Here is a 26942-nt window from a genome sequence, read left to right on the forward strand (position 1 = left end):
CTCCTATCCGGGGAACGGGGCGTTAGGCCGGGCGTAGTAGATCCACACCAGGACGGCGGTGACCGCAAAGAACACGACACAACCGATGAAGAAGGTGGTAGGCGCCAACAGGGAGAGCAAGATGCCCATAATGAAGGGGCCGAAGGCACCCATGGCGCCGGTCCATCCGATGACGCCACCAGCTTGGCGCTTCGTGAAGATCATCGGCATCTGCTTGAAGGAACCGGCGTTAACCAGGCCGGAAAATACGCCCATGATCATCATGAGCACGAAGAACCAATAGAAGTCAGAGGTGCTGTCCGGGCGGAGGAACAGCGCGGCAGCTCCCGTGAAAATAGCCATGCCGACCAGGCCAATAAAGGACCAGATGGCGCCTCCGAAGCGGTCGCACAGCGGACCCGACAGGGCCCGGACACCCGCGCCGATGAGCGGGAAAACGAAGGCGAATGCCGCACCCTTGGGCAGCTGGTCTGCCGGCACTGTTTCGGCGAGGGCGGAGGAAGCACCGAAGTTGTCGTTAATGAGTAGAGCCAGGGAGGCGGAGAAGCCCGAAAAAGCGCCAAACCCGGCGACGTACACCAGGGTCATGATCCAGGTATTGCTGTTTCCGAAGATGTCGATCTGCTGGCGGAAGTTCGCCTTGACCGGGACGTCCTTCAACAGTGCGAAAGCCACGACGGCCATAACAATGGACCACGGCACCATGATGATCGCCGGGTTGTGCACGAAGAGGGCCTCCCCGGTCTCAACGTGGCGTTGCGGAGCTACAAAGCCGATGCCGAGGAGGGAGAACCCCATCAGCCAGGGACTGAGCAACTGGATGAAGGACATGCCCATGTTCGACAGGCCGGCCTGCAGGCCGAGGGCGGTGCCTGACTTCTTCTTCGGGAAGAAGTACCCCGTCGAGGGCATGAAACCGGAGAAGACGCCGCCGCCGATGCCCGAAATGAAGGCCAGGGTGAGCAGCCACCAGTAGGGTGTCGTCGGGTCCTGGACGGCGAAGAACCACCCGAACATCGGCAGGACAAAGAGCAACGACGAGACGGAGACCAGCTTGCGGGTTCCGATGATGGGCGGCAGGAACATGAAGACGAGTCGGAGTAGACCGGTCGACAGGCCCGGGATAGCCGTGAGCCAGTAGAGCTGGCCCTTGGTGAGAGAGAAGCCAATCTGGTTCAGCATGGGGGCGATTGCCGATACCAGGAACCAGGTGCAGAAGCCCAGGAACAGGGCGATGGTGGAGATCCACAGGGTGCGCCAGGCGATGCCGGCGTTCCACTTCTGTGGGTCTTCCGGGTCCCAGCCATGGAGCACCCGCTGGGAGGTATCAAGTGACGACATTCAGGTCCTTCCGAGTAACGGGCCACGCCCATCGAGTTTGTATCCTTAGATTTATTTAATCAGTCCGTCACCAGCGGAGTCCACTTTTTCTCCGGAAAAATCCGTGTATAATTACGCAACGAAAGTGTTTGGAAAATCGAGCCCTGCGAAAGGACAGCGAAAAGCATGGTCGATCAATCGTTAGCAAAAAACGAGGCGACCCGAGCCGCCGTCATCGTCTCCTCACACCGCGTCCAAACCGGGGTTAAGCCGAACCACGCCGGCGCACTAGCCAAGGAGATGCTGGCCGCCAGCGGATATGCCGTCGACGAACCCCGCGTCATCGGGGAGGGGCGCGACGACGTGTCCGAAGCTCTCGACCAAGCTCTCGCAACCGGGGCACGCATCATCCTGATCAGCGGGGGCACCGGCTGCGGGCCCACCGACTACACCCCGGAAGTGGCCATGGAACGCATCCACGTACGGCTCACCGGAGTTGAGACCCAGGTGCTCCTCGCCGGCCTCGCGTCCTCCTCGAAGGCCGGCCTGTCCAGAGCCGTCATCGGGTTGACGAGCCGAGAACCCGACGCAACCCTTATCGTCACCGCGCCGAGCTCCGCCGGCGGCGTGCGAGACACCCTCGGCGTCGTCCTGCCGCTCGTCGATAGCATCACCCGTAAGCTGGCAGGCTGCTAAAAACCAGACGCTCGACACAGTTCGTAGCGCCCCCGAAGGCAGTTGCTAGCGCCGGATGAGGGCGGCTGCCGAGTAGTCCTTAATGGGATGATGGTTGGTGTCCGGTGGCCCACCGTCGGGCGGCATCCACACGACCCGTCCCTCAACCCTGGTGACGTGGCCGTAGCGGGGTGCCTCGCGGCGGTCATCGTTTCGACCGTTATGGGTCGGGCAGAGCTTCGTGATGTTATCTACGGATGTCTCACCGCCGGCCGCCCACGCAGTGAGGTGATGATTCTGGCATTGGTCGGCGGGTGTGGAGCATCCAGGCCATTCGCAGACGATGGACTCGGCGTCGGCAAGCACGCCCATTTTCGGAGAGTGGTGCCGCTTGGTCCGATAGAGGTTGACAGGGCCTTCCACCGGATCGTAGAGGCCTACGAGGTGCTCCTCGGATACCAGGTGCTCGACGAGCTGGGCGCCGGTCATCTCAATGCCACCGGTGGTTGCGAGGACGACGTCGTCGCCTTCGCCGCGCAGGACTCGGGCCCAGTCGGGTAGGGATATGACGACTAAGGCGGTAGCCCGGAGCTGGCTGGCGGGTTTGTCGGTCCCGCCGAGGATAAGGGCCTTGAGGGCGTCGAATCGTGCTTGCTCGTAGGTGAGGTTCCGGTCGCGGGCTCGTAGTGAGACGGCCCGTGAATGGACGACGGCGAGCATGCGCTGGATATCGGATTCGGGCCCGGTGGTGGTGAAGGTACGGCACCCTGCGCCGTCGGTGTTTTTGCCTCCCTTGACTCCGCGGAGGCGGTGAGCAGATTCTTCGCTGGGATCTACCTTGCGGTTTTCTTGCCTTACTATCGCAGCGGCGGCGCGCGCGATGTCGTCGACGCTTCCGGTGAGGGCGCAGAGCCGTGCGCGCACACCCCAGGTATCAGCCTTGGGGGACAGCTTGGTCATCTGCTTTTCGATGGCGAGCAGTCCGTGCAATGACATGTGTGCTGCGCGGGCGGTATCGCGGCAGGCGCGTTGCTTGCGCCGTGCCCGGCGGGGACCGGCATAAATGTCTACGAGGCTGCGAAGCCTGACTCGCTGGGAGCGGCTCAGCAGGGTGGCGGGCAGCTCGCCGTGCTCGCTGAGAGAATCAAGAAGACCGATCCCATCTGCGAGGCACTCGTTGAGCTGCGAAGCAACGTTCATGCCTCGGACACTAGAGCACTAGCTTCTGGCGCGGAATACCCCTGTGGATAACTTAAGGGTGGCTAGTCGACAGTGCCGATTTCCCGAAGTTCTTCAAGGGTGTCGTAGTCGGTTTCGTCGCCATTTCCGTCAATTGTGTAAACTGTCTGGCCCTCCAGCAGGGAGCGGGCGGACCGGTCCTGGACGCTGTCGAGATCGCTGATGCGTTGCTGAAGGGCCGGGGTGGACCAGACGGCACACAGGGGTTGGCCGTCGACGCAGGCAGCGTCACCGTCATCGAGGGCGTCGATGAGGTCCGGCACGAGGGCGGCGGAGGCCGGGGCGTCGACGGCGAGGATAGCGGTTGTTGTCGACGGCTGGCCGGCGGCGGCTGCCAGTCCGGCGGCGATGGCGGCAACCGGGCCGGCGAAGGCGGGATCCTCGGCGACAACTTTCACTCCGGGGCGCACGTCGAGACCTCGGGTGGTAACGACGATGACCTGCATGAGGCCGTCGAGCAGCGATACTTCGTCGAGTAGGAGGTCGATGAGCCGTTCTCCGTTGACACGTACGGTGGCCTTGTCGCGCCCGCCCATCCGGCTACCGCGGCCGCCGGCGAGAATAATGACGTCGAGGCCGGGGGTGAAATTAGTCACGGGGCAGCTCCCGGGACCAGTCGCCGGAGCGGCCACCGGACTTGGCAGTGATGCCCTGGCGTCGAATGTAGGCGGAGCGATCCACACCCTTGACCATGTCGATGACGGCGAGGGCGGCGACGGAGACGGCGGTGAGAGCCTCCATTTCGACACCGGTTCGGTCGGCGGTGCGGACGGTGGCGGTGATCGCAATGTGGTCGTCGCGAAGGTCGAGGTCGACTGCGGCGCCGTGGACCCCGATGGTGTGAGCCAGGGGCAGCAGCTCGGGTACCTTCTTGGCGGCGTTGATGCCGGCGATGCGGGCCACGGCGAGGACGTCGCCCTTGGGGACGGTGCCGTCACGGAGGGCAGTCAGGACTTCGGGGGAGCAGGCTACCTCCCCGTAGGCAGTGGCGCTGCGGACGGTGGGGGTCTTGGCGGTGACGTCGACCATGCGGGCGGCGCCGGAGTCATTGAGGTGGGTGAGTTTCATGGTGTTTCTGGGCTATCCGGTGTAGATGACAGGGATGGTGTTGTCGCTGTGGTTAGGCGGAATCAGCGCGAGGCCGGTGGTACCGCCGAGGGAAGCGACCCGGTGGCTCGCGCCATCGCCGAGACGGGCGGTGCCGTCGGACAGGTTGACGATACAGGGGATGATGGTCGTGTGGTGAGGTCGGCGGCGGACTTCCCCTTCGGCGCGAAGGTGCAGGATTTGATGGCGGGGGTCGCGTCCGGCGAGCGCCCGGATGGCGGGTGCGGCATAGAGATGGAAGGAGACGAAGGCGGCGACCGGGTTTCCCGGGAGGCAGACGACGGGCGTGGCGCCGTAGCGGCCGGTCCCCTGCGGGGCGCCGGGGCGCTGTGCAACCTCGCCGAACCAGCAGGTGTCCGAAAGAGCGGCGCGGACCGGGTCGAAGGCGCCGGCGGAGATCCCTCCGGAGGTGATGAGCAGGTCGGCGTTACTCGTGGCTTCAAGGAACTGCGTTGGGTCATCGGGTCGATGGTCGGTCTGCACGTGGGCGGCGCCGGCGTCGGCGGCGAGCTGGGCGAGCATGGGTAGGTTGGAGTTTGGGATCTGACCTGGGCCGAGCGGCGCGCCGGGTGGTGCGAGTTCGTCGCCGGTGGCGATGATCCGTACGCGAGGTGCGGGGTGAGCGAGAACGGTGTCGATGCCGGCGGCGACGGCGGCGGCGATGCGGCCCGCGTCGAGGCGTTGCCCAGCGCGAAGGAGGGGGTGCCCGGCGGGAATGTTGTCTCCGCGGTCCCGGATGTGGGTGCGGTCGCCGGGTAGGTCGCGGATGGTGACGGTGGCGGGTGTCGGCTGGGGCCCGGGTGGAATGTCAGTGAGTTCGACTGGGATAACGCGCTGCCGGCGGTGGTCCTCGGGGACAGGTGCGCCGGTCATGATGCGCACGGCCTGCCCCGGTGCAGCTGAGCGGGGTGGGCTGCCAGCGGGAACGTCGGCGACGACGGTGAGGACGTCGCCAGCCTGGGTGGTGTCGTGGACGAGGAAACCGTCCATGGCGGAGTTTGCGAAGGGCGGGACGGCGAGCACTGCGGAGGCGTCGGTGGCGAGCACGAGGCCGGCGGCGTCAACGGTGCGGTGACGCCGAGCCGGGAGTGCGGGGCCGACGGTGGCAAGGACGCGCGCGAGGTGGTCGTCGATGGTGTCCATTTATCCTCCGATGGCGGACATGGGTCGTTCGGGTTGAAGGAAGCCTTCGTCGTCGATGCCGTGACCAGGCTTCTTGGCCCACATGGCGTTGAGCCAGGCGTCGACGATTGCCTCGTCGTTGGCGCCGTCGCGCAGGAGGTCGCGGAGTGAGAATTCCTCGTGGGCGAAGAGGCAGTTTCGGATGGCGCCGTCGGCGGTCAGCCGGGTCCGGTCGCAGGCTCCGCAGAAGGAGTGGGTGACGCTGGCGATGATGCCGATGGTGCCGCTCAGGCCGTGTCCGGTGACGTTCCACAGGGCGGCAGGCGCCGACCCTCGGGGTTCGGAGGCGGGGGTGAGGGTGAAGGCGCTGCGCAGTTCCCGGAGGATGTCTTCGGCGGTGACCATGTGGGTGCGATCCCATTGGTCCCGGGGGCCAAGGGGCATCTGTTCGATGAAGCGGAGTTGGGCGCCTCGTTGCAGGCAGAAGGCAGCTAGGTCGATGATGTGGTCGGAGTTGATGCCCGGCATGGCGACGGCGTTGATCTTGACGGGGCGCAGCCCGGCGTCGAGTGCGGCGTCGATGCCGGAGATGACGTCGGGGAGACGGTCTCGTCGGGTGAGCTGGGCATAGGTGGCGCGGTCGACGGTGTCGAGGGAGATGTTGACTCGCTGGAGCCCGGCGTCGGCGAGGCCGCTGGCACGCCGGGCGAGCCCGAGGGCGTTGGTGGTCAGCGCGGTGGTGGGGACGCGCCCGTCGTCGGTGCGTAGGGCGGTGGTAGCGGCCACGATCTGCTCAAGTGACTTGCGCAGGAGAGGTTCCCCGCCGGTGAAGCGGACATTTCGGATTCCCAGGCGGGTGACGCCGATGCGGATGAGGCGAATGATCTCTTCGTCGGTGAGGGTGCTCTCCTTCGGCAGCCAGTCGAGACCCTCTGCCGGCATGCAATAGGTGCAACGGAGGTTGCACCGGTCGGTGAGGCTGACCCGAAGGTCGCGGCCGATACGGCCGTAGCGGTCGGTGAGAAGCAGCGGAGGTGTCATTATCCGCTTTAGTTTAGGGATTTTCGGTATCTATTCCAAGCGTCATCGATCGCCCGGGCTGGGAAGGGTGATGACGTCGAGGAGGCCATCGGCGAGATGTTGACGGAGGTCCTTTTTGTCAAACTTGTCGACGCTTGTCTTGGCTATGTGGTCGACGAAGGCCCAATATTCGGGGATCATCCAATTCGGCAGGATGGCACGGAGCTCTGCCCGGATGGCGCGGGCGGTGTCGGCAGTGGGCGGATACCCGGGGTAGGTGACGGCGACGGCGAGGGGGCGTTCGCCCCACTTAACGTGAGGGATGCCGACGACGGCGCATTCTAAGATGGCGTCGGATTCCATGATGACGTTTTCCAGCTGCGCGGAGTAGATCCATTCGCCGCCGGAGCGAATAACGTCGCGGGCCCGGTCGGAGATGGAGAGGAATCCGTCGGAGGTGACGGTGCCGACGTCGCCGGTGCGCAGCCAGCCGTCTTCGGTGAAGCTGGTGGCGCGGGCGGTGTCCGCATCGTCGGGGAGGTAGGACGCGGTGACGAGATTGCCCCGGACTTGAATTTCGCCGGGACGGTACTGGTCTGGGGTGACGATGTCTCCGTCGTTAACGACGCGGTAGTCGAGGGAGGGATCGAATCGGCCTTGGGAGACGCGGTAGGCGGTGCGTTGCTCCCCGGAGGAGCCGGCCGGCGGGCGGGCGACGGTGCCGACGGTGGTGGTTTCGGTCATGCCCCAGACGTGGATGATGTCGACTCCGAAGCTCTCCTCCCAGGTGCGGATGAGCCAGTCGGTGGCGGGGGAGCCGCCGACGAACACCTCGGTGAGGCTCATGCGGTGCGGCGGGTGTTCGAGGTAGTGAACCATGAGCTGGTTCCACAGGGTGGGGACGCCATTGGCTTTGCGGGGTTGGGCGGTGGCGATGATGTCGGCTAGCCGGGGCGCGCTGAGGTCGGCTGCTGGCAGTACCAAGGGGGTGCCGGACATCCAGGCGGCAAAGGGGACGCCCCAGCTCAGCACGTGGTAGATGGGTACGCAGCTGAGAAAGGCCTCGCCGTTTGAGATCCCCAGGGAGTCCGCTGCGCGCAGCGTGAGCGCCTGCAGGTAGAGGGAACGGTGGGAGTAAGCGATCGCCTTCGGTGCTCCCTCGGTGCCGGTGGAGTAGCACAGGGCGGCGGCGGTGTTGTCCGGTAATTCGGGCCAGGCATAGTCCGTGGGGCGACCGTCGAGCAGCGCTTCGTAGGAGAGTGCGGGAACGCCGCCGATGGCGTCGGGGATGCCGTCCGTGCCAGTGATGATGACGGTGCGTAGCTCGGAGGCGTCGGGAATGAATTCGGTAAGTTTGTCGACCAGCCGGGGGTCGACGACGATGACCTCCACGTTGCAGTGGCGGACGATGTGGCGAAGCTGAGCGTCGAGCAGCTGTTTATTGAGGGGCACAAAGACCGCGCCCATCGCCGTGACTGCGAACATGACCTCGAGATGCTCGGCGCTGTTGAACATGAGGGTGCCGACGCGCTGGTCATCGGTGATCCCGAGCTCCTCGCGCAGGGCGTGTGCGAAGGCGGCACTGCGCGACCCGATGGCGCCGAAGGTGGTGGTCTCGGGCTCGATGGTTCTAAAGGTGGTGACCGTCGTGCTGGCGTGCACACGGGAGCCGTAAGACACGATGTGCCCAATGGAGAGGGGGACATCCTGCATGGTCGAGAGCATGCGGTTTACTCTAGCGCGGGTAAATACCGTCGGGGCGTCGGTCGTGCGCTAGACTGGCTCCCGATCGTCGGTGAGTCCGAGCCGAATTACGGCCGCCCCAGGTTCGAGGGCGCTACGAAGATTCGCGGCCCGCGATCGTCAAAGAGCGAACAAACCGTGCGTTGCCCCGTTGCTAGTGAAGAGCCCGGGCCATGCTACGAAAGGATTTCCGTGAGCGATACGGACACCACTGACTTGAGCGCGATGAAGCTCACCGAGCTTCGCGCTCTCGCTGCCAGCCGAGGGCTGAAGGGGATCTCGGGTTTGCGGAAGGGGCAGCTGGTGGCTGCTTTGTCCTCCGGCGCCCCGGTCCGGCAGGAACCGGCCCGAGAGCAGCCGGCCCGACCGGAACCGACCCGGGAAGAACCGCCCCGGGAGGAATCCCCCCGACCGGCCGTAGCCTCCGTAGCCTCGGAAGAAACGACGCCGGCGGAGAAGGCTGAGCACGACCGTGACGGGTCTTCTCGCCCCAACCGGGGGCGGCGCGGCCGCCGTAACCGACGCAACCGTCGAAACCGGGAGCAGCGTGACAACGCCAACGCCGAGCAGCAGAACGGCCACCAGCGCGAACCGGAGCCGGAGGAGCTGGAGTCGGTGGCGGGCATTCTCGACGTGGTCGATAACAATGCCGCGTTCGTCCGCACGACGGGCTACCGCTCGGCACCGTCTGATGTGTTCGTCAACAACAACATGGTGCGTCGCTTTGACCTGCGCTCCGGCGACGCGATCGTTGGCCAGGTCAAGGTCGGCGGGGGTGGACACACCCACGGAAACGGCCGAAACCGCCGGAAGTACAACCAGCTGGTCCGGGTGGATTCGGTCAATGGGATGCACCCGGAGGAAGCCCGAAAGCGCCCCGACTTCCACAAGCTCACCCCGCTGTACCCGAACCAGCGGCTGCGCCTGGAGACCCAGCCCAACATCCTTACGACGCGCGTGATCGACTTGGTCATGCCGATCGGTAAGGGCCAGCGTGCGCTCATCGTCTCGCCGCCTAAGGCTGGTAAGACGACGATTTTGCAGAACATTGCGAACGCGATCGCCACGAATAACCCGGAGTGTTACCTCATGGTGGTGCTCGTCGACGAGCGCCCCGAGGAAGTCACCGACATGCAGCGCTCGGTCAAGGGCGAGGTCATCGCGTCGACCTTCGACCGCCCCCCGGCCGAGCACACTGCCGTCGCCGAGCTCGCCATCGAGCGGGCGAAGCGGCTGGTGGAGATGGGCAAAGACGTCGTCGTCCTGCTCGACTCGATCACGCGACTGGGCCGTGCGTATAACAACTCCTCGCCGGCGTCGGGGCGCATCCTTTCTGGTGGTGTCGACTCGAACGCGTTGTATCCGCCGAAGCGTTTCCTCGGCGCGGCGCGCAACATTGAGCACGGCGGTAGCCTCACGATCATCGCCACCGCCATGGTCGAGACTGGTTCGGCGGGCGATACGGTCATCTTTGAGGAGTTCAAGGGCACCGGCAACGCGGAGCTGAAGCTGGATCGCAAGATCTCGGAGCGTCGGGTGTTCCCGGCCGTCGATGTCAATCCGACGGGTACGCGCAAGGATGAGTTGCTCATGCCGCCGGACGAGTATCGGGTGATGCACAAGCTGCGCCGTATTCTCTCCGCGCTGGATTCGCAGGCGGCGATTGATCTGCTCATCAAGCAGCTGAAGAAGACGAGGTCGAATGGCGAGTTCTTGATGCAGGTGGCGTCGAGCGCTCCCATGGCCGCCGATAAGGATGTCGAGGAGTACCTGTAATGGCGAAGGAAGTTTCTCTGGTCGACGACTACGTCGCCGAGTACCAGGGCATCGAGGCTCAGATGGGCGACCCGGAGGTGGCCGCTGATCAGCACCTGTTCCGCAAGCTGTCGAAGCGTTATTCGGAGTTGCAGCCGATCATCCGGGCGAACACCGAGCTCACCCGGGCCCAGGAGGACCTCGAAGTAGCCCGCGAGATGGCCTACGAGGATCACGACTTCCAACCCGAGGTGGAGCGCCTAGAGCAGGAGACCGTCGAGCTGGAAGAGAAGCTGGCGGATCTGCTGGCTCCGCGGGATGAGCGCGACGGCGACGACATCATCATGGAGATCAAGGCCGGCGCCGGCGGCGAGGAGGCTGCCCTGTTCGCCGGTGACCTCGCGAAGATGTATCAGAAGTACGCCGAGAAGCGGGGCTTCACGTGGGATGTGCTGGGCCTGTCGGAGTCGGACCTGGGCGGAGTCAAGGATATGACTGTGTCCATCAAGGCGAAGACCCCCTCGCGTGATGGGGTGTGGAGTTTCTTGAAGTTTGAGGGCGGTGTGCACCGCGTGCAGCGCATCCCGGTTACGGAGTCGCAGGGCCGGATCCAGACGTCCGCCGCCGGCGTGTTGGTGTACCCGGAGCCCGACGAGGTGGGCAGCGTAGAGATCGACGACAAGGACATCCGCGTCGACGTTTACCGGTCCTCCGGTAAGGGCGGACAGGGCGTTAACACGACGGACTCTGCGGTGCGTATCACCCACCTGCCGACGGGCCTGGTGGTGACCTGTCAGAAGGAGCGCTCCCAGATCCAGAACAAGGCCCGCGCGCTGCAGGTGCTGCAGGCCCGGCTGGATCAGATGGCGGCTGAGGCCGCGGATGCGGAGGCCGCCGAGGGGCGTGCCGCGCAGGTTCGGACCATGGACCGTTCGGAGCGCATCCGCACCTACAACTGGCCGGAGAATCGCATCAGCGATCACCGCATCAACTACAAGGCGAACAACCTCGATACGGTCCTGGGCGGGGCGATGGATGATCTCATCACCGCGCTGCAGGCGGCGGAGCGAGCCGAGCGGCTAGAGGCGGAGTGATCCTCCGCGACGCGCTCGCCGCGGGTGCGGCCCGACTAGCCGCGGCGGGGTGCCCGTCGCCGGAGGTCGACGCCCGCTTGCTCGCGGCGCATCTGTTGGGCGTCCCGGCACTGTCGATGGACCGGTGGGGACCGGCACCTGCCGGATTCGATGAGCTGATCGAGCGTCGCGTGGCCCGGGAACCGTTGCAGCACATTACGGGCAGCGCCGCCTTCGGCCACCTGGATCTCGCGGTAGGCCCGGGTGTCTTCATCCCCCGTCCGGAGACGGAGCTGCTCGCCGACTGGGCGGTGACGCACGCGAAGCGTCGGGCTGCGCCTGTAGTCGTTGACTTGTGCACCGGCAGCGGAGCCATCGCCCAATACGTGGCCTCGATGTGCCCGGATGCCACGGTGGTGGGGGTGGACGCCTCGGCGTCGGCGTTGGAATTCGCTCGGCGTAATGCGCCGGATGTCACGCTGGTTCAGGCAGATGTCAGGGAACTGATCCTCCCCGAGCTGCACGGCCGGGTGGATGTGGTGGTTTCTAACCCGCCTTATGTGCCGCTTGACGACGGCCTGGAGCCGGAGGTGTACCACGATCCCCCGGAGGCCGTCTTTTCCGGGGCCGATGGCATGGACCTCATCCGGGCGTTTATGCCTTTGGTGGTGGCGCTGGCGGCCCCCGGCGCGGTGGTGGGCGTCGAACACGATGACTCTACGTCGGCGGCGGTGGTTGATACCTTCCGCGACGCCGGCTTGGTCAATGTGGAGGCCATGACTGACCTGGCGGGTCGTCCCCGTTTTGTCACCGCGGCTAAAGTGTAGCCCCATGAGCAAGATTTACTCCATGGCCGATCCCACCTCGCGACAGCAGGGCATCGCGGCGGCCGTCGAGGCTGTTCGCGCCGGCCGCTTGGTGGTGCTGCCGACCGATACGGTGTACGGCCTTGGGTGCGACGCGTTTGACAACGAGGCTGTGGCGAAGCTGCTCGCCACGAAGCGCCGCGGTCCGGACATGCCGGTCCCCGTGCTGGTCGGATCGTGGACCACCATCCAGGGGCTTACTCAGGGCTTGAGCGAGGACACGAAAACGCTGGTTGAGGCTTTTTGGCCGGGTGGGTTGTCGCTCGTCGTTCCGGAGGCGCCGAGCCTGCCGTGGAACCTGGGAGACACCCGTTCGACGGTGATGCTGCGGATGCCACTGCACCCGGTGGCTATCGAGCTGCTCCGGGAGGTGGGGCCGATGGCGGTGTCTTCGGCCAACATATCGGGTCAGCCGGCTCCGACGACGGCGACGGATGCCAAGCAGCAGCTGGGACGCGCTGTGTCCGTGTATCTGGATGGCGGGACGGCTGAGATCGGCGAGGCATCGACGATCGTGGACATGTCCGGGCCACGTCCGGTCATCCTGCGAGAAGGAGCGATTACCGCCGAGCGCATCGGGGAGGTTCTGCGGGTTCCGGCGGAGGACCTGCGGCGCCGATGACCCCGGTGGGGCTTCCTCTGCGTGAGCTGGCAGTAGTCATCCTCGTGGGGGCTGCGGTGACTTTCGTGTTAACCGGAGTCGTGCGGGTGGCGGCAATCCGCAGTGGCTTCGTCGCCGAAATCCGCCAGCGCGATGTGCACACCCAACCGACGCCGCGGCTGGGTGGCGTCGCTATGTTTACGGGCTTCGGCGCGGCCGTCTTCCTGGCCAACCAGCTACCGGCGTTAACCCGGGGCTTCATGCCCGTCACCCCGGAGATGACGGCGGTGATTGCCGCCGCCTTTGTCATCGTGGTGGTGGGCATCGTCGATGACCTCGTGGAACTATCGGCCCCGGTGAAGCTGGTGGGCCAGGTGGTTGCGGCAGTGCTGATGTCTCTGCTGGGGTTGTCCTGGTCGCTGCTGTTTGTGCCCTGGGGTGGCGGTACCACTGTGGTACTGGACCAGGCCTATTCGGTGCTCGTCACCACGGTGGTCACGGTGACCTTGATGAACGCGGTGAACTTCATCGACGGCCTCGACGGGTTGGCGGCCGGGGTGGGAATGGTCGCCGGCGGGGCCATTCTGGTCTACGCCCTCACGGTCTTGCATGACCTTGGTGGCGCGGTGAGCGCTTATCCGCCGGCCCTTATCGCCGCTGGTCTGGTCGGGGTGTGCGCCGGTTTCCTGCCGCATAACTTTGAGCCCGCGAGGATCTTTATGGGCGACTCGGGCTCGATGCTCATCGGGTTGCTCCTGGCGGCGTCAGCGACGAGCGCCTCGGGCAAGATCGACCTGTCGCTGTACGGCGCAGTGGATCTCATCGCGCTGATTAGCCCCCTGCTCGTCGTAGCGGCGGCGGTATTCGTGCCGGTGCTGGATCTCTCGATGGCGGTGGCGCGACGGGTGGCCAGGGGCGCGAGTCCCTTCACGGCGGATCGACAGCACCTTCACCACCGGTTGTTGGCGATCGGCCATAGCCACCGTCGAACTGTGCTCATCCTCTATTCGTGGGTGTCCGCGGTGGCTTTCGGCGCAGTGAGTTTTTCCATCGTCGCACCCCGCTGGGCACTGGCGGCGACGGTCGCGGCCCTGGTATGCGCCGGAGTGTTCACGGCGCGTCGAAGCTCGCCGCCACGGCTACGGTAGGCTTTCTGGGTGTGACTTCGCAGTACAGTGACCACACTCGCCCCCTTAACCGAGCGCTTCGTTTCGGCACCCTGGCCCTAGGGGTCATCGTGGTGGTGTCGCTGGCTGGTTGGGGCTATGCCCGGGATCTTCCTGGTATCTGGGGAGTTGTGATCGGGGCGGCGATCGGCGGGAGCTTCGTGCTGACGACGGCTCTGAGCGTGCGCCTGACGGCCCACTCCACGCCGGCGAATACGATGGCCGTGGTCTTGGGCAGCTGGCTGTTGAAGATAGTTGTGCTCATCGTGGTCTTGGTCATCCTTCGGCCCTTGGCCTTCTACGACACGTTGGCGCTGTTCAGCACGGTCGTTGCGGTGTTGGTGGTGGTTCTCGCCGGGGAAGTGTGGGGCATCGTCACCACCAATGTCACATTCACGGGATCGGATTAGTCGTGATCTCCTCCTTCGTGATTACCTCTGTCGGGGGTATGTGACGAAGAGTACATTGTCATTTTTCGGGCGTTCGACGCCGGGTTGTCGCAGGTAGGCGCTTCTGGGTGGGCAGGGGACAGGCTCGGGCAGCATCCTCAGCGGGGGAACTTTTTAGGCAACTGATAAGGTTCTACTCGGGTCCGGCGTCGTCCCACGAGGTGGGAGCGTGGTGCCCCTGCCACCGCGAGCGCAGATGTGCGACGGAGTCCGCTGCGGTGGTGGTGAGAGTATTGAGACGTCCATCGCACCGCGTGCGCAATCCGTGTTCGCGGCCCGAGAACGGGAGAGAACGCTGAGCGTTACAACCTTGGCCATGAAGGGGCACTTCCATGCCCCCGAATTGGATCCTGAATTTTTCCCGGGGCAAACCTATGACCAGATGCTGTTGGAAGACTTTGCCAACGGCTGGTTCGCACTCGATCGGATTATGCTCGTCCGCCTGTTTATGGCGGCCGTGCTCCTGATCGTCTTCATGGTCGCCTTCCGCAACCCCAAGTTGGTTCCGAAGGGCTTCCAAAACGTCGCTGAGATCGCGGTCGACTTCGTCCGCATCAACATCGCAGAGGACATCCTCGGAAAGAAGGAAGGCCGGCGGTTCCTGCCGCTGCTCGCCACCATCTTCTTCTCCGTGCTGTTCATGAACGTCGCGACGATCATCCCCTTCCTGAACATCTCGCCTAACTCGCGTATCGGCATGCCGATCGTGCTGGCGGTTGCCGGGTATGTGGCGATGGTCTACGCCGGCGCTCAGCGATACGGGTTCGGCAAGTTCGTGAAGTCCTCTGTGGTCATTCCGAATCTGCCGCCGCTGCTGCACCTCCTGGTGGTGCCGATCGAGTTCTTCTCGACCTTCATCCTGCGTCCGGTCACCTTGGCTCTTCGTCTTATGGCGAACTTCCTGGCTGGCCACATCATCCTGGTCCTGCTGTACTCTGCCACGAACTTCTTCTTCTGGCAGCTCAATGCATGGACCTCGTTGTCCGGGTTGACCATTGTGGCGGCGATTCTGTTCACCGTGTACGAGATCATCGTGATCTTCCTGCAGGCGTACATCTTCGCCCTGCTGGTGGCGGTGTACATCGAACTGTCCTTGCACGCCGACTCGCACTGACGCACCCCGCGCGAACCACGCGGTCAATTGAATACCCCTCCATCAACACTCACCGCTAGACCGAACGAACCTACTGCGGACTAGCACCAAGAAAGGGAACGACTTCCATGAACGAGATCATCCTGGCTCAGGCAGCAGAGACCTCCGTCACCGGCCTCGGAGCCGTCGGCTACGGCATCGCCACCATCGGCCCGGGCCTCGGCATTGGCATCCTCGTCGGCAAGACCGTTGAGGCCATGGCTCGCCAGCCCGAGATGGCCGGCCAGCTGCGTACCACCATGTTCCTGGGTATCGCCTTCGTCGAGGCCCTCGCGCTCATCGGCCTGGTTGCTGGCTTCCTGTTCTAAACCAAGAGCGGACTATCAACCCTTGAGGGTGGCGTCCGCGTTACCCTCAAACGAGACTGGAGAGACTCATGACGAACGTCTTTTACTTGCTTGCGGCGGAGGGGGAGTCCCTGCCTCTTGAGGGAGGCAACTCCATCCTCCTGCCCAAGACCTACGACATCGTCTGGTCCATCATTCCGTTCCTGGTCATCCTGATCGTCTTCTGGAAGTACGTACTTCCGAAGTTTCAGGAGGTCCTGACCGAGCGTGAGGACCGGATCAAGGGCGGCATTCAGCGCGCCGAGGCCGCCCAGGCCGAGGCCAAAGCCGCACTTGAGAAGTACAACGCGCAGCTCGCCGAGGCCCGCAACGAGGCAGCCGAGATCCGTGAACAGGCCCGCGTCAAGGGCAAGGAGATCGAGGCTGAGGCTCGCGCCAATGCCGAGGCAGAGTCCAAGCGCATCATCGAGTCCGGCGAGAAAGCTCTGGCGGCGGAGCGGGAACGCGTCGTCGGTGAGCTGCGCGGGGAGCTTGGACAGAACTCGATCAGCCTCGCCGAGAAGATCCTCGGCAAGGAACTCTCGGCCGACGTTAAGCGGACCGAGTCGATCGACTCCTTCCTGTCCGAGCTGGATGCCATCGCCCCGGCCGGAAAGTGAGCGACATGCACGCAGCAAGCCGTGAGGCACTACAAACAGTTGCCAGCAAGGTAGACGAACTGGTCACCGGCGACCACGCCGTGGTCCTGGGGGCGCAAACCGGCATCGAGCTCTTCGAGGTTGTCGGGCTGCTCGACGAGGATCGCGCCCTACGGGTCGCCGTGTCTGATCCGGCGGCCACCGCGCAGCAGCGTGCGGGGATTGCCGACGCTCTCTTCGGCGGGAAGGTCTCCGACCCGACGGCGTCTCTACTCCGCGCTGCGTCCACCGAGCAGTGGTCGAGCAGCAACGAGTTCCGCCGCGGACTGGTTCTGTGCGGTCGCCGCGCGTTGCTGCGCGCCGCCGAAGCCCAGGGACAACTCGAAGCCGTCGAAGACGAGCTGTTCGCGCTGTCGCGCCTGCTCGATCGGGAAGGGGAGCTCACCCAGCTCCTCTCCGACCGCACCGCGGCGTCGAGCGCGAAGCGTGGCCTGTTGGCGAACGTGCTCTACGGGAAGGTCACCATGTTCACCGAGGCGCTCGCGCTGCAGGTGATCGGCCGCCCCGAACGTAACCCGATCGACGACCTGGCCGCTATCGCGGCTCAGGCCGCCGAACTGCGGGGACGTACCGTCGCCCACGTCGTCTCCTCGGGAGCACTGAATGATGGCCAGCAAGCGGCACTAGCCGAGAAGCTGGGACGTATTTACGGCCGGGAGATGGCCATCCACACCGAGGTTGACCCCAGCCTCCTCGGAGGGGTGACCATCCGTGTCGGCGACGAGATCATTGACGGTTCTACCCGGGGCAAGCTGACCCGGATGCGTGCCGCGCTCGCGTAGCCAACATCGGCCACAGTTGAAGTAAGTAATGCTGGAAAATACAACCGAGAGCAGGAAGAACATGGCGGAGCTGACGATCTCCTCCGATGAGATCCGTAGCGCGATAGCGAACTACACCTCGAGCTACTCCGCGGAGGCCTCCCGTGAGGAGGTCGGCGTGGTCATTTCGGCGGCTGACGGTATTGCCCAGGTTTCGGGCCTGCCGTCTGCGATGGCGAATGAGCTGCTTGAGTTCCCCAATGGCGTCATTGGCGTCGCGCAGAACCTCGACACCGACACGATCGGTGCCGTTATCCTCGGCAACTTCGAGACCATTACCGAAGGCCAGGAAGTCAAGCGGACGGGCGAAGTCCTGTCCGTGCCCGTGGGCGAGGAGTTCCTCGGCCGCGTGATTAACCCGCTGGGCCAGCCGATCGACGGCCTGGGGCCCATTAACGCCGAGGAAGAGCGCCCGCTGGAGCTGCAGGCTGCCGGCGTGCTCGACCGTCAGCCGGTGGAGGAGTCCCTCCAGACCGGCATTAAGGCCATCGATGCGATGACGCCGATCGGTCGCGGTCAGCGCCAGCTCATCATTGGCGACCGCAAGACCGGCAAGACCGCGGTCTGCATTGATACCATCCTCAACCAGAAGCGTGCCTGGGAGACCGGTGACCCGGCGCAGCAAGTCCGCTGCATCTACGTCGCCATCGGCCAGAAGGGCTCGACGATTGCTGGCGTTCGCCACACCCTGGAACAGCAGGGGGCGTTGGAGTACACCACCATCGTGGCGGCCCCGGCGTCGGATTCGGCAGGCTTCAAGTGGCTCGCGCCCTTCGCCGGCGCGGCCCTGGGCCAGCACTGGATGTACCAGGGCAAGCACGTCCTGGTAATTTACGATGACCTCACCAAGCAAGCGGAGGCCTACCGTGCCATCTCGCTGCTGCTGCGCCGCCCGCCGGGACGTGAGGCGTACCCGGGCGACGTCTTCTACTTGCACTCCCGCCTGCTGGAGCGTGCGGCGAAGCTCAACGACGAGCTGGGTGCCGGCTCGATGACGGCTCTGCCCATCATCGAGACGAAGGCGAATGACGTCTCCGCCTTCATCCCGACCAACGTGATCTCCATCACCGACGGCCAGTGCTTCCTCCAGTCGGACCTGTTCAACAACGGCGTCCGACCGGCTATCGACGTGGGCGTGTCGGTGTCCCGCGTCGGTGGCGCCGCCCAGACGAAGGGCATGAAGAAGGTCGCCGGTAACCTCCGACTCTCCCTGGCGGCCTACCGCGACCTTGAGGCCTTCGCGACCTTCGCGTCGGACCTTGATCCGGTTTCCAAGCGTCAGCTGGACCGCGGCGCTCGCCTCGTCGAGCTGCTTAAGCAGTCCGAGAACTCCCCGCAGGCCGTCGAGTTCCAGATCGTCTCGATCTGGCTGGCCGACCAAGGCGTGTTCGACATCGTCCCGGTCGAGGACGTCCGTCGCTACGAGTTCGAGTCCCAGGAGTACTTCCGGGGTGCTGTTCCGGAGGTCTACGAGCAGATTGCCGGTGGCAAGGTGCTCTCCGACGAGTCCAAGGAAGCCCTGCTCAAGGCCAACGACGACTTCGCGCACACGTTCACCACCTCTACCGGCGAGTCCCTTTTCGGGGATGTCGACGCCACCGAGGAGGACAGCGTCCGCAAGACCAAGCTCACTGTTTCCCGTAAGACGGCCAAGAAGGACTAGGTATTCGTACCCCTGCCATCACCGTCTAGATCAACAAGAAGGGAGGACAGTGAACAATGGCTACACTTCGCGAAACTCGCGACCGTATTCGGTCCGTTAACTCGACGAAGAAGATCACCAAGGCGCAGGAACTCATTGCGACGTCGCGCATTACCAAGGCGCAACAGCGCGTGGAAGCCGCCTCGCCCTATGCTCATGAGCTGACGGACGTCGTCGCGCGCGTGGCTGGTGCCACCTCGCTCGATCACCCCATGCTCCAAGAGCGCAAGAATGCCAAGGTTGCGGCCATCCTCGTGGTGACCTCCGACCGGGGCATGTGCGGTGGCTACAACCACAACGTGCTCAAGGCCGCCGCCGAGCTGGAGGAAATGCTCAAGGACAAAGGCCTTGAGGTGGTGCGTTTCGTCACCGGCAAGAAGGGCGTTTCCTACTACAAGTTCCGTGACATCGAGGTTGCGGGCTCGTGGACGGGTTTCTCCGAAAACCCCGAGTGGGACATCACCCATGACCCCCGTAACCACCTCATTCGTGGCTTTATGGCCGGCAGTGCGGGCAAGGCCAAGTGGCGCCCGGGGCTCGACGCCCCGGAGGGCGAACCGGTGCCCGGTTTCGATCAGGTTCACGTGGTTTACACCGAGTTCGAGTCGATGCTGACTCAGACTCCCCGGGTCCAGCAATTGCTGCCGGTGCAGGCGGTCTACGAGGACCAGGAGTACAGCGTCGAGTCGGTCACCCAGTCGGGTGGCGACATCAACCCGGATCTGGCTTTCGAACCCGACGCGGAGACCCTGATGAAGGCGCTCATGCCTAACTACGTGTCACGCGTCGTGTATTCGATGTTCCTGGACGCCGCAGCGAGCGAATCGGCCGCCCGTCGTACCGCTATGAAGAGCGCGACCGACAACGCCACGGAACTGGTCAACGACCTCACCCGAGTCGCCAACCAGGCCCGGCAGGCCCAGATCACTCAGGAAATCACAGAGATCATCGGTGGCGCTGGCGCGCTGTCCGATAGCGGAGAAAGAGACTAACTATGACTACAGCTCTGTCTGAGCGCACGGAAGAGCGCACCGGCTCCGCCGGGCGTATCGTGCGCGTCATCGGTGCCGTCGTCGACGTGGAATTCCCGCGCGGCGAGCTGCCGGCACTGTACAACGCCCTCGAGGTGAAGGTGGACCTCAAGGAGATCGCTCGCACGATCGTCCTGGAGACCGCCCAGTTCCTCGGCGACAACTTGGTGCGCGCCATCGCCATGGCCCCCACCGACGGCCTGGTCCGCGGCGCGGAGGTGCTGGACACCGGCAAGCCGATCTCGGTTCCGGTCGGCGATGTGGTTAAGGGCCACGTGTTTAACGCTCTTGGCGAATGCCTCGACGAGCCGGGCCTCGGCCGCGACGGCGAGCAGTGGGGCATCCACCGCGAGCCCCCGGCGTTCAAGGACCTCGAAGGCAAGACCGAGATCCTCGAGACCGGTATTAAGGTCATCGACCTGCTGACCCCGTACGTCAAGGGCGGCAAGATCGGCCTCTTCGGCGGCGCCGGCGTGGGCAAGACGGTGCTCATCCAGGAGATGATTACCCGTATTGCCCGTGAGTTCTCGGGCACGTCGGTCTTCGCCGGCGTGGGCGAGCGCACCCGTGAGGGCACCGACCTCTTCCTTGAGATGGAGGAGATGGGCGTTCTTCCGGATACCGCGCTGGTGTTCGGCCAGATGGACGAGCCGCCGGGAGTGCGTATGCGCGTCGCTCTGTCGGGTCTGACCATGGCGGAGTATTTCCGCGATGTGCAGAACCAGGACGTGCTGCTGTTCATCGACAACATCTTCCGCTTCACCCAGGCCGGTTCCGAGGTGTCGACGCTGCTGGGCCGCATGCCGTCCGCGGTGGGCTACCAGCCGACCCTGGCCGACGAGATGGGCGTGCTCCAGGAGCGCATTACCTCCACCAAGGGCCGCTCCATCACGTCGCTGCAGGCCGTCTACGTCCCGGCAGATGACTACACCGACCCGGCGCCGGCGACGACCTTTGCCCACTTGGACGCCACCACGGAGCTGGACCGTTCGATCGCCTCGAAGGGTATCTACCCGGCGGTGAACCCGCTGACCTCCACGTCGCGCATTCTAGAGCCGGGCATCGTCGGCGAGCGTCACTACGAGGTTGCCCAGCGCGTCATCGGTATTCTGCAGAAGAACAAGGAGCTGCAGGACATCATCGCCATCCTGGGCATGGACGAGCTGGGCGAGGAGGACAAGCTCACCGTTCAGCGCGCCCGCCGCATCCAGCGGTTCCTGGGCCAGAACTTCTTCGTTGCGCAGAAGTTCACCGGTGACGAGGGCTCCTACGTGCCGCTGTCGGAGACCATTGAGGCCTTCGAGCGCATTTGCAACGGCGAGTTCGACCACTACCCGGAGCAGGCCTTCAGCAACCTCGGTGGCTTGGACGACGTCGAGGCCGCGTACAAGAAGCTCTCTGAGAAGTAAGGGATACCGCCATGTCTAGCATCACCACGCAGCTGGTCGCAGTGGACCGTACGCTGTGGTCTGGTGAAGCCAAGCTGGTCACCGCCCAGACCACTGAGGGCGAGATCGGTGTCCTGCCCGGCCACCAGCCGCTGCTCGGCCAGTTGGTCGACAACGGCATCGTGACCATCACTCCCGACGACGGCAGCGAGAAGCTCGTCGCCGCCGTGCAGAGTGGCTTCCTGTCCGTGTCCACGGACAAGATCACAGTCCTTGCCGAGCGGGCCGAATGGGCTTCGGAGATCAATGAGTCCGAAGCGCAGGAGAAGCTGTCTAGCTCGGATCCGAAGGAGAAGGCACGGGCGGAGGCGGCGCTCAAGGCGCTTCGCCGCGATCGTGCTTCCTAGGCCGATAAAGGTAGCCTAGGTCACACTCTTTGGGGCCGCCTCACGGAATCACCGTGGAGGCGGCCCCTCATTTTTCCCCCTTCCATGAGGGACTCATTAAAATATTCTGTTAATACCCATGGACAGTAAGGGGAGTGTGCGTGAGATTCGCTATCGTGCTCGTCGTAGGTCTCGTGCTGGTTGCGGTTGCTCTCGCCGCGTGGCGCTTCCTCATCGTCCGCTCGCAGGGGACCGGCGGCTTGTTTCGCACCTCCTCCACTGGGGTCTGGGGAACCTGGCACTACGCCCTGCTGCGCTACAGCGGGGACGAGCTCCTCATCTACCGGCTCACCTCGCTGCTGCCGGCGGCCGATATTGTCCTGCACCGCACGTTCCTATCCATCAAGAGCCACCGGCGCCCCCAGTCCGGCGAGTTGGATGTCATTGACCCTGACACCGTCTTGATCACCATCGAGCATGGTCAACGCCAGTACGAATTCGCGCTCGAGCATCACGCCGCCAAGGCGATCATCGCCTGGGTGGAATCCGCGCCCTCGGAGCGCCAGGAGCGACGAGACCATCGAGCCCTCCTCATGAAGGCCAGGCGTCAGCGCGGGCGTTAGGCTGGTTCGCATGCGTCTTGTCATTGCTCGTTGTAGCGTCGATTATGTGGGCCGGCTTCAGGCACACCTCCCGCTGGCCAAGCGCCTCATTCTGGTCAAGGCCGACGGTTCGGTGTCCATTCACGCCGACGACCGCGCCTACAAGCCACTGAACTGGATGACGCCGCCGTGCACCCTGACGGAACAACCCATCACGGACCTCGACGGGGAGGATACCGGCGAGTCCTTGTGGATCGTGGAGAACCCGAAGGGCGAGCAGCTGCGCATTACTCTCAGCGAGGTTGAGGTGGATACCTCCGTGGAGCTGGGTGTCGATCCGGGGTTGGTCAAGGACGGCGTCGAAGCCCACTTGCAGGAGTTGCTGGCCGAGCACATCACGACGCTGGGCTCCGGCTACACCCTGGTGCGGAGGGAATTCCCGACGGCTATTGGGCCAGTCGATATCCTGGCCCGCGACGCCGCCGGCCGTGCCGTCGCCGTGGAGGTGAAGCGACGCGGCGGTATCGACGGGGTCGAGCAGCTCACCCGCTATCTTGAGCTGCTCAATCGCGATGACCTCCTCAAGCCGGTAGTAGGAGTTTTCGCGGCGCAGGAGATTAAACCGCAGGCGAGGACGCTGGCGGAGGACCGGGGAATCAGGTGCATCACCCTGGACTACGACGATTTGCGCGGCATCGAGTCCGCCGAGCTGCGGCTCTTCTAGGTGATGTAATGGGACGGAAAAACCGGCGACAGCGCCCCGAGCTACGCCAGCTCCCGGCCGACGGTTCCTCCTTCTACGGCACCCAGCGTGACGGGGACCTGCTGTACCGCCACATGGGATCAGCCCGGGCGGTGAAGTACTACGTCTGCCCGGGGTGCAACCAGAATATCCCACCGGGCATCGCTCACATCGTGGCATGGGAGGACGGCAGAGCCGACTTCCGACGGCATTGGCACCGCGCCTGCTTCGAGCGGAGACGCTAGGCTCAGGGCCATGATTGTTGCATTCTCCGTGGCCCCCACCGTGACTGAATCCCCGACCGCCGAGATGGCCGACGCGGTCGCCCGGGCCGTGAAGATCGTTCGGGAATCGGGCTTGCCGAACGAGACGACGGCCATGTTCACCACCCTGGAGGGGGAGTGGGACGAGGTTTTTGATGTGATTAAGCGGGCCACCGCTGCCGTGGAGGCGGTGAGCCCGCGGGTGTCGCTCGTCGTCAAGGCGGACATTCGCCCCGGCCGGACCGACATGTTGCACCAGAAGGTGCGTTCCCTGGAGGAAGCCCTCCAGGAGCTGGGCTAGTTCACTGGCTGCACGTAATCCGGGAAGGGCAGCGGCGCCTTGAGTGGCTGCTTGATCGGGTTCATGTCCAGGCCCATGTCCTTGGCGAAGACGACCGAGGTGTCCGTGTAGACGCGCTCGGTCTTTTCGTCGAGGTTGAAAATCCGGGCCCCGCGCAGCGTGTGCATGTCCCAGGTGCCATCGCGCAGTCCGTAGGGGCCGAAGCCGGTGCCGGGGCAGTAGCCGAGCTCAACGCCGAAGTAGTTGCCCATGTACGAGTTGATGTGGTCGTGGCCGCAGTAGATGCCGAGGACGTCGCCGCGCTCACGGACAGCGGAGTAGATCCCGGAGTTGATAAGGCCGGTGTAGCAGTCCTCATTCTTGACGCCGATGACCCCGAAGCGCTCGTCGGGGCCGGTTCCCTCGGAGGAGAACTGCTGCCCGAACCACATGTGGTGGTGCTCATAGGTCGGGATGTGGAAGAACATGAGGCCCGGAACCTTGGTGCCGTAGGTTTGCTCTGTCTGCTCGGAGAGGGTGCGGTACCAGTCGATCTGCTGCGGGCGCAGCCAGTCGTAACCCATCATGTCCTTGATTTCCTGCCCGCCGGGATTCTCGGGAGCATAACGGCCGGAGTCGAAGAGCCACACGGCGAACTTCGGGGTACCGGCGGTGCCGTTGACGAGGAGCAGGCCATCGGAGTCACCATAGGTGTCGGTGGCGGCCGGGTTGAGGTTGTGCTTGTACTGGCGGACGAACTCCACCATCTGCGGCTCGTACACGCCCGTGCCGGCGTCCTCGGTGGAGTCTTCGTCGTGGTTGCCGAAGGTGATGGCCCAGGGGATTCCGCGCTCCTCCATGGGCAGCACGACGTTGTTAATGGCCTGGTAGACCTCGGTATTGTTCGTCGGCCCGGAGGAGATGACGTCACCGTTGATGACGACGAAATCCGGCTTCTGCTCGTCGAGTACCTTGCGCTGGAATTCGATAGTGCGTTGGTCGGTCAGGTGATCGTCCTGCGTGTCGTTGAACTGGATAATCCGGAAGGTTCCGTCGTCGCCGAAGCGAAGGCTCGGGGCGGCGGAAGCAGAAGCGGAGGGGTCAATGGGGGCGTTTGCGTTGGCTGCCAGGGGAGCGGCGGCGGCGAGGCCGACGGTCCCGGCAAGAAGATTGCGGCGGGAGAAGGTGGTCACGCTCGGAACGTAGCACGCTTCTCCTCCCGCCGCAGTGCGAGCTAGACCGCCTTATACCACTGGACGGACATGGCCGGCAGGTCGATGGTCAGGGCGTTCTCCTGGCCATCCCACTCCTGTTCCGCAGCCGTCACCTTGGTGGGCAGCGGGTTGCCGGCACCGGCGTAGGCGCCGTCGTCGGAGTTGAGGATGAGCTCCCAGTCCTTCCGCGGAACGCCAAGGGTGTAGCTAGTGTGCGTGGCCCCGGAGAGGTTGATGACCGCGAGCACGGCCTCGCCCTCGTCGGACCAACGGATGAAGGCCAGCACGTTGTGCTCGTAGTCGTCGCCCTTGATCCACTGGAACCCGGCCGGGGTGTTGTCCTGGGAGAACAACGCCGGCTCGGCCCGGTAGAGCTTGTTGAGGTCGCGGACGAAACTCTGGATACCGACGTGGAACTCGTGGCCCCAGCCTTCGAGGTTGGACCAGTCGATGGAGTAGGCCTCGCTCCATTCACCGGTCTGCCCGAACTCCTGGCCCATGAACATGAGGTTCTTGCCGGGGTGGGAGTACATGTAGCCGAAGAGGGTGCGCAGACCGGCGGCCTTGTTCCAATCATCGCCCGGCATCCGACCCCACAGGGAGCCCTTGCCGTGGACCACTTCGTCGTGGCTGAAGGGAAGGATGTACTTCTCGGAGAAGGCGTAGACCATCGAGAAGGTGATCTCGTTGTGGTGGTAGGAGCGGTGAATCGGGTCGAGCTTGAAGTACTCCAGGGTGTCGTTCATCCACCCCATGTTCCACTTCATGGAGAAGCCGAGGCCGTTGTCGGAGGTCAGCGCGGTCACGCCCGGCCACGAAGTGGACTCCTCGGCGATCGTGAGAACGCCAGGGTGCTCACGGTGGACAGTAGCGTTGACTTCCTGGAGGAAACGCACCGCGTCGAGGTTCTCCCGGCCTCCGAATTCGTTCGGCAGCCACTCGCCGTCGTTGCGGGAGTAATCCAGGTACAGCATGGACGCGACGGCGTCGACGCGCAGGCCGTCGATGTGGAACTCTTCGAGCCAGTAGAGGGCGTTAGCGACGAGGAAGTTGCGCACTTCGTTGCGACCGAAGTTGAAGACGTACGTGCCCCAGTCCTTCTGCTCGCCGCGGCGCCAGTCCGGGTGCTCGTAGCACGCAGTGCCGTCGAAGCGGGCGAGGGCCCAATCATCCTTGGGGAAGTGTGCCGGGACCCAGTCCACAATGACGCCGACGCCGGCGGCGTGGAAAGCATCGACGAGGGCGCGGAACTCGTCCGGCGTGCCCCAGCGCGCCGACGGCGCGTAGTAGCCGGAGACCTGGTAGCCCCAGGAACCACCGAAGGGGTGCTCCGCCGGGGGCATGAATTCGACGTGGGTGAAGCCGTTGTCCACCACGTAGTCGACGAGCTCCTTAGCGAGGTCGCGGTAGCCGTAGCCCATCTTCCAGGACCCCAGGTGTACCTCGTAGACGCTCACCGGGGCGTCGATGTTGTTGCGCTCGTCGCGGGTGCTCAGCCACTCGGCGTCGCCCCACTCGTAGGCGGATTCGCCGGCGACGACGGACACGGTCTCCGGCGGCGCCTTCGTGGCCTTGGCCAGCGGGTCGGCCTTGTCGATGCGGTGGCCTTCCTGGGTGTGGATAGCGAACTTGTAGCTCTCGCCGGCTTCGATCCCGGGGATGAACAGCTCCCAGATACCCGAGGATCCGAGAGAACGCATGGGGTACTGGTTGGGGTTCCAAGCGCAGAAGTCGCCAATCACCGCGACACCGGCGGCGTTGGGAGCCCACACCGCAAAGGACGTACCAGAGACGGTTCCCAGTTCGGTCTCGTAGGACCGGGTGTTGGCGCCGAGAACCTCCCAGAGGCGCTCGTGCCGGCCCTCGGAGATGAGGTAGAGGTCGAACTCCCCGAGCGTCGGCAGGAAGCGGTACGGGTCCGCGACCAGGCTGGTTGCCTCCGGGTAGCGGACGTTGAACCGGTAGTCGGGAGCGTAGGTGTCCTCAAGCTCGGCGACGAAGATGTCGTCTCCGATGGGGGTCATGTCCACGTAGGAACCATGAATAAGCAGCTCGACGCGTTCCGCACCCAGCTGACGGGTGCGGACCACGGATCCGCTTGTGGTGGGGTGCCACCCATAGATGTCGTGCGGGGCGTGGTGGCGACAGTGAACAAGGCGGGTTCGGTCGTCTTGATTGATGTGGGTCATACCTCCGACGGTACCCGCGGAGGTGCCCCCCGGGGTTGGTTTTCGAAAAA

Annotated in this window: 28 protein-coding genes; 19 read left to right on the forward strand and 9 right to left on the reverse strand. The window is 64.5% G+C overall.

The window, feature by feature from the left end; all coding sequences use genetic code 11:
• Nucleotides 1-3 precede the first annotated feature (3 nt).
• Complete coding sequence (locus tag CUTER_RS04295) at nucleotides 4-1341, reverse strand: nitrate/nitrite transporter (protein ID WP_047259377.1); 1338 nt, start codon at nucleotides 1339-1341, stop codon at nucleotides 4-6.
• 165 nt (nucleotides 1342-1506) lie between these two features.
• On the opposite strand from CUTER_RS04295, the gene CUTER_RS04300 reads away from it, so the two are divergent.
• Nucleotides 1507-2016 carry a MogA/MoaB family molybdenum cofactor biosynthesis protein gene (locus CUTER_RS04300; RefSeq protein WP_047259378.1) on the forward strand — a complete coding sequence of 170 codons (510 nt, stop codon included), beginning with the start codon at nucleotides 1507-1509 and terminating at the stop codon, nucleotides 2014-2016.
• A 45-nt stretch (nucleotides 2017-2061) separates the two neighbouring features.
• Here CUTER_RS04300 and CUTER_RS11040 read toward each other — a convergent pair whose 3' ends face one another.
• The 6 genes from CUTER_RS11040 to CUTER_RS04330 form a co-directional block, all read right to left on the reverse strand.
• The gene (locus tag CUTER_RS11040; protein WP_052844030.1) at nucleotides 2062-3195 is read right to left on the reverse strand and encodes an HNH endonuclease signature motif containing protein; all 1134 of its coding nucleotides are present in this window, start codon (nucleotides 3193-3195) and stop codon (nucleotides 2062-2064) included.
• 62 nt (nucleotides 3196-3257) lie between these two features.
• A complete protein-coding gene (gene mobA, locus CUTER_RS04310; RefSeq protein ID WP_052844031.1) occupies nucleotides 3258-3830 on the reverse strand; it encodes a molybdenum cofactor guanylyltransferase in 573 nt (190 codons plus the stop codon).
• Nucleotides 3823-4302 (reverse strand): cyclic pyranopterin monophosphate synthase MoaC, encoded by a 480-nt coding sequence (gene moaC / locus CUTER_RS04315; RefSeq protein ID WP_047259379.1) that lies wholly within the window; start codon nucleotides 4300-4302, stop codon nucleotides 3823-3825. Before moaC ends, mobA begins: the two co-directional genes overlap by 8 nt.
• 12 nt (nucleotides 4303-4314) lie before the next feature.
• Nucleotides 4315-5484: a molybdopterin molybdotransferase MoeA gene (locus CUTER_RS04320; protein WP_047259380.1), complete on the reverse strand. Its 1170-nt coding sequence runs from the start codon at nucleotides 5482-5484 to the stop codon at nucleotides 4315-4317.
• Entirely contained in the window at nucleotides 5485-6504 is a 1020-nt protein-coding gene (gene moaA, locus CUTER_RS04325) for a GTP 3',8-cyclase MoaA (RefSeq protein ID WP_047259381.1), read from the reverse strand. It abuts the gene before it with no gap.
• Nucleotides 6505-6546: 42 nt separating this feature from the next.
• Nucleotides 6547-8208: a long-chain fatty-acid--CoA ligase gene (locus tag CUTER_RS04330; RefSeq protein ID WP_047259382.1), complete on the reverse strand. Its 1662-nt coding sequence runs from the start codon at nucleotides 8206-8208 to the stop codon at nucleotides 6547-6549.
• A gap of 243 nt (nucleotides 8209-8451) precedes the next feature.
• On the opposite strand from CUTER_RS04330, the gene rho reads away from it, so the two are divergent.
• From rho to CUTER_RS04420, 18 genes are all read left to right on the forward strand, one after another.
• Complete coding sequence (gene rho, locus CUTER_RS04335; protein ID WP_236684783.1) at nucleotides 8452-10002, forward strand: transcription termination factor Rho; 1551 nt, start codon at nucleotides 8452-8454, stop codon at nucleotides 10000-10002.
• On the forward strand, nucleotides 10002-11075 hold the full coding sequence (gene prfA / locus CUTER_RS04340) for a peptide chain release factor 1 (protein WP_047259384.1): 1074 nt from the start codon (nucleotides 10002-10004) through the stop codon (nucleotides 11073-11075). Before rho ends, prfA begins: the two co-directional genes overlap by 1 nt.
• On the forward strand, nucleotides 11075-11881 hold the full coding sequence (prmC, locus tag CUTER_RS04345) for a peptide chain release factor N(5)-glutamine methyltransferase (protein ID WP_407919177.1): 807 nt from the start codon (nucleotides 11075-11077) through the stop codon (nucleotides 11879-11881). The genes prfA and prmC overlap by 1 nt, the downstream gene beginning before the upstream one ends.
• 4 nt (nucleotides 11882-11885) lie before the next feature.
• Nucleotides 11886-12542 (forward strand): L-threonylcarbamoyladenylate synthase, encoded by a 657-nt coding sequence (locus CUTER_RS04350; protein WP_047259386.1) that lies wholly within the window; start codon nucleotides 11886-11888, stop codon nucleotides 12540-12542.
• The gene (locus tag CUTER_RS04355) at nucleotides 12539-13669 is read left to right on the forward strand and encodes a glycosyltransferase family 4 protein (protein WP_047259387.1); all 1131 of its coding nucleotides are present in this window, start codon (nucleotides 12539-12541) and stop codon (nucleotides 13667-13669) included. The genes CUTER_RS04350 and CUTER_RS04355 overlap by 4 nt, the downstream gene beginning before the upstream one ends.
• A gap of 11 nt (nucleotides 13670-13680) precedes the next feature.
• Nucleotides 13681-14097 (forward strand): hypothetical protein, encoded by a 417-nt coding sequence (locus CUTER_RS04360; protein WP_082121262.1) that lies wholly within the window; start codon nucleotides 13681-13683, stop codon nucleotides 14095-14097.
• Between the two features lie 355 nt (nucleotides 14098-14452).
• Nucleotides 14453-15250: a F0F1 ATP synthase subunit A gene (atpB, locus tag CUTER_RS04365; protein WP_047259388.1), complete on the forward strand. Its 798-nt coding sequence runs from the start codon at nucleotides 14453-14455 to the stop codon at nucleotides 15248-15250.
• A gap of 107 nt (nucleotides 15251-15357) precedes the next feature.
• A complete protein-coding gene (locus CUTER_RS04370; protein ID WP_047259389.1) occupies nucleotides 15358-15597 on the forward strand; it encodes an ATP synthase F0 subunit C in 240 nt (79 codons plus the stop codon).
• A gap of 68 nt (nucleotides 15598-15665) precedes the next feature.
• Entirely contained in the window at nucleotides 15666-16235 is a 570-nt protein-coding gene (locus CUTER_RS04375; RefSeq protein WP_047259390.1) for a F0F1 ATP synthase subunit B, read from the forward strand.
• A gap of 5 nt (nucleotides 16236-16240) precedes the next feature.
• Complete coding sequence (locus CUTER_RS04380; RefSeq protein ID WP_047259391.1) at nucleotides 16241-17056, forward strand: F0F1 ATP synthase subunit delta; 816 nt, start codon at nucleotides 16241-16243, stop codon at nucleotides 17054-17056.
• 28 nt (nucleotides 17057-17084) lie between these two features.
• Nucleotides 17085-18758 (forward strand): F0F1 ATP synthase subunit alpha, encoded by a 1674-nt coding sequence (gene atpA / locus CUTER_RS04385; protein WP_082121263.1) that lies wholly within the window; start codon nucleotides 17085-17087, stop codon nucleotides 18756-18758.
• 56 nt (nucleotides 18759-18814) lie between these two features.
• On the forward strand, nucleotides 18815-19789 hold the full coding sequence (locus CUTER_RS04390; RefSeq protein WP_047259393.1) for a F0F1 ATP synthase subunit gamma: 975 nt from the start codon (nucleotides 18815-18817) through the stop codon (nucleotides 19787-19789).
• Nucleotides 19790-19791: 2 nt separating this feature from the next.
• Nucleotides 19792-21237, forward strand: coding sequence for a F0F1 ATP synthase subunit beta (gene atpD, locus CUTER_RS04395; RefSeq protein WP_047259394.1), 1446 nt, complete (start codon nucleotides 19792-19794; stop codon nucleotides 21235-21237).
• 11 nt (nucleotides 21238-21248) lie between these two features.
• A complete protein-coding gene (locus CUTER_RS04400; protein ID WP_047259395.1) occupies nucleotides 21249-21623 on the forward strand; it encodes a F0F1 ATP synthase subunit epsilon in 375 nt (124 codons plus the stop codon).
• Nucleotides 21624-21763: 140 nt separating this feature from the next.
• Nucleotides 21764-22225, forward strand: a complete 462-nt coding sequence (locus CUTER_RS04405) for a DUF2550 family protein (RefSeq protein ID WP_047259396.1) — start codon at nucleotides 21764-21766, stop codon at nucleotides 22223-22225.
• Between the two features lie 10 nt (nucleotides 22226-22235).
• Nucleotides 22236-22928: an endonuclease NucS gene (nucS, locus tag CUTER_RS04410; protein ID WP_047259397.1), complete on the forward strand. Its 693-nt coding sequence runs from the start codon at nucleotides 22236-22238 to the stop codon at nucleotides 22926-22928.
• An 8-nt stretch (nucleotides 22929-22936) separates the two neighbouring features.
• Nucleotides 22937-23191, forward strand: a complete 255-nt coding sequence (locus CUTER_RS04415) for an LIM domain-containing protein (protein WP_047259398.1) — start codon at nucleotides 22937-22939, stop codon at nucleotides 23189-23191.
• Nucleotides 23192-23201: 10 nt separating this feature from the next.
• The gene (locus tag CUTER_RS04420; protein ID WP_047259399.1) at nucleotides 23202-23510 is read left to right on the forward strand and encodes a thiamine-binding protein; all 309 of its coding nucleotides are present in this window, start codon (nucleotides 23202-23204) and stop codon (nucleotides 23508-23510) included.
• On the opposite strand, the gene CUTER_RS04425 is transcribed toward CUTER_RS04420, so the two are convergent.
• Nucleotides 23507-24682: a metallophosphoesterase family protein gene (locus tag CUTER_RS04425; RefSeq protein WP_047259400.1), complete on the reverse strand. Its 1176-nt coding sequence runs from the start codon at nucleotides 24680-24682 to the stop codon at nucleotides 23507-23509. The genes CUTER_RS04420 and CUTER_RS04425 overlap by 4 nt on opposite strands.
• Nucleotides 24683-24723: 41 nt before the next feature.
• A complete protein-coding gene (gene glgB / locus CUTER_RS04430; protein WP_047259401.1) occupies nucleotides 24724-26892 on the reverse strand; it encodes a 1,4-alpha-glucan branching protein GlgB in 2169 nt (722 codons plus the stop codon).
• Nucleotides 26893-26942: the final 50 nt, after the last annotated feature.

The sequence above is a fragment of the Corynebacterium uterequi genome, from assembly GCF_001021065.1.
GTDB classification, from domain to species: domain Bacteria; phylum Actinomycetota; class Actinomycetes; order Mycobacteriales; family Mycobacteriaceae; genus Corynebacterium; species Corynebacterium uterequi.

Coding starts and splice junctions, on each gene's coding strand:
- CUTER_RS04295 (WP_047259377.1), bottom strand. CDS start 1,341: ATGTCGTCACTTGATACCTCCCAGCGGGTGCTCCATGGCTGGGACCCG.
- CUTER_RS04300 (WP_047259378.1), top strand. CDS start 1,507: ATGGTCGATCAATCGTTAGCAAAAAACGAGGCGACCCGAGCCGCCGTC.
- CUTER_RS11040 (WP_052844030.1), bottom strand. CDS start 3,195: ATGAACGTTGCTTCGCAGCTCAACGAGTGCCTCGCAGATGGGATCGGT.
- moaC (WP_047259379.1), bottom strand. CDS start 4,302: ATGAAACTCACCCACCTCAATGACTCCGGCGCCGCCCGCATGGTCGAC.
- CUTER_RS04320 (WP_047259380.1), bottom strand. CDS start 5,484: ATGGACACCATCGACGACCACCTCGCGCGCGTCCTTGCCACCGTCGGC.
- moaA (WP_047259381.1), bottom strand. CDS start 6,504: ATGACACCTCCGCTGCTTCTCACCGACCGCTACGGCCGTATCGGCCGC.
- CUTER_RS04330 (WP_047259382.1), bottom strand. CDS start 8,208: ATGCTCTCGACCATGCAGGATGTCCCCCTCTCCATTGGGCACATCGTG.
- rho (WP_236684783.1), top strand. CDS start 8,452: ATGAAGCTCACCGAGCTTCGCGCTCTCGCTGCCAGCCGAGGGCTGAAG.
- prfA (WP_047259384.1), top strand. CDS start 10,002: ATGGCGAAGGAAGTTTCTCTGGTCGACGACTACGTCGCCGAGTACCAG.
- CUTER_RS04350 (WP_047259386.1), top strand. CDS start 11,886: ATGAGCAAGATTTACTCCATGGCCGATCCCACCTCGCGACAGCAGGGC.
- CUTER_RS04355 (WP_047259387.1), top strand. CDS start 12,539: ATGACCCCGGTGGGGCTTCCTCTGCGTGAGCTGGCAGTAGTCATCCTC.
- atpB (WP_047259388.1), top strand. CDS start 14,453: ATGAAGGGGCACTTCCATGCCCCCGAATTGGATCCTGAATTTTTCCCG.
- CUTER_RS04370 (WP_047259389.1), top strand. CDS start 15,358: ATGAACGAGATCATCCTGGCTCAGGCAGCAGAGACCTCCGTCACCGGC.
- CUTER_RS04375 (WP_047259390.1), top strand. CDS start 15,666: ATGACGAACGTCTTTTACTTGCTTGCGGCGGAGGGGGAGTCCCTGCCT.
- CUTER_RS04380 (WP_047259391.1), top strand. CDS start 16,241: ATGCACGCAGCAAGCCGTGAGGCACTACAAACAGTTGCCAGCAAGGTA.
- atpA (WP_082121263.1), top strand. CDS start 17,085: ATGCTGGAAAATACAACCGAGAGCAGGAAGAACATGGCGGAGCTGACG.
- CUTER_RS04390 (WP_047259393.1), top strand. CDS start 18,815: ATGGCTACACTTCGCGAAACTCGCGACCGTATTCGGTCCGTTAACTCG.
- atpD (WP_047259394.1), top strand. CDS start 19,792: ATGACTACAGCTCTGTCTGAGCGCACGGAAGAGCGCACCGGCTCCGCC.
- CUTER_RS04400 (WP_047259395.1), top strand. CDS start 21,249: ATGTCTAGCATCACCACGCAGCTGGTCGCAGTGGACCGTACGCTGTGG.
- nucS (WP_047259397.1), top strand. CDS start 22,236: ATGCGTCTTGTCATTGCTCGTTGTAGCGTCGATTATGTGGGCCGGCTT.
- CUTER_RS04415 (WP_047259398.1), top strand. CDS start 22,937: ATGGGACGGAAAAACCGGCGACAGCGCCCCGAGCTACGCCAGCTCCCG.
- CUTER_RS04420 (WP_047259399.1), top strand. CDS start 23,202: ATGATTGTTGCATTCTCCGTGGCCCCCACCGTGACTGAATCCCCGACC.
- glgB (WP_047259401.1), bottom strand. CDS start 26,892: ATGACCCACATCAATCAAGACGACCGAACCCGCCTTGTTCACTGTCGC.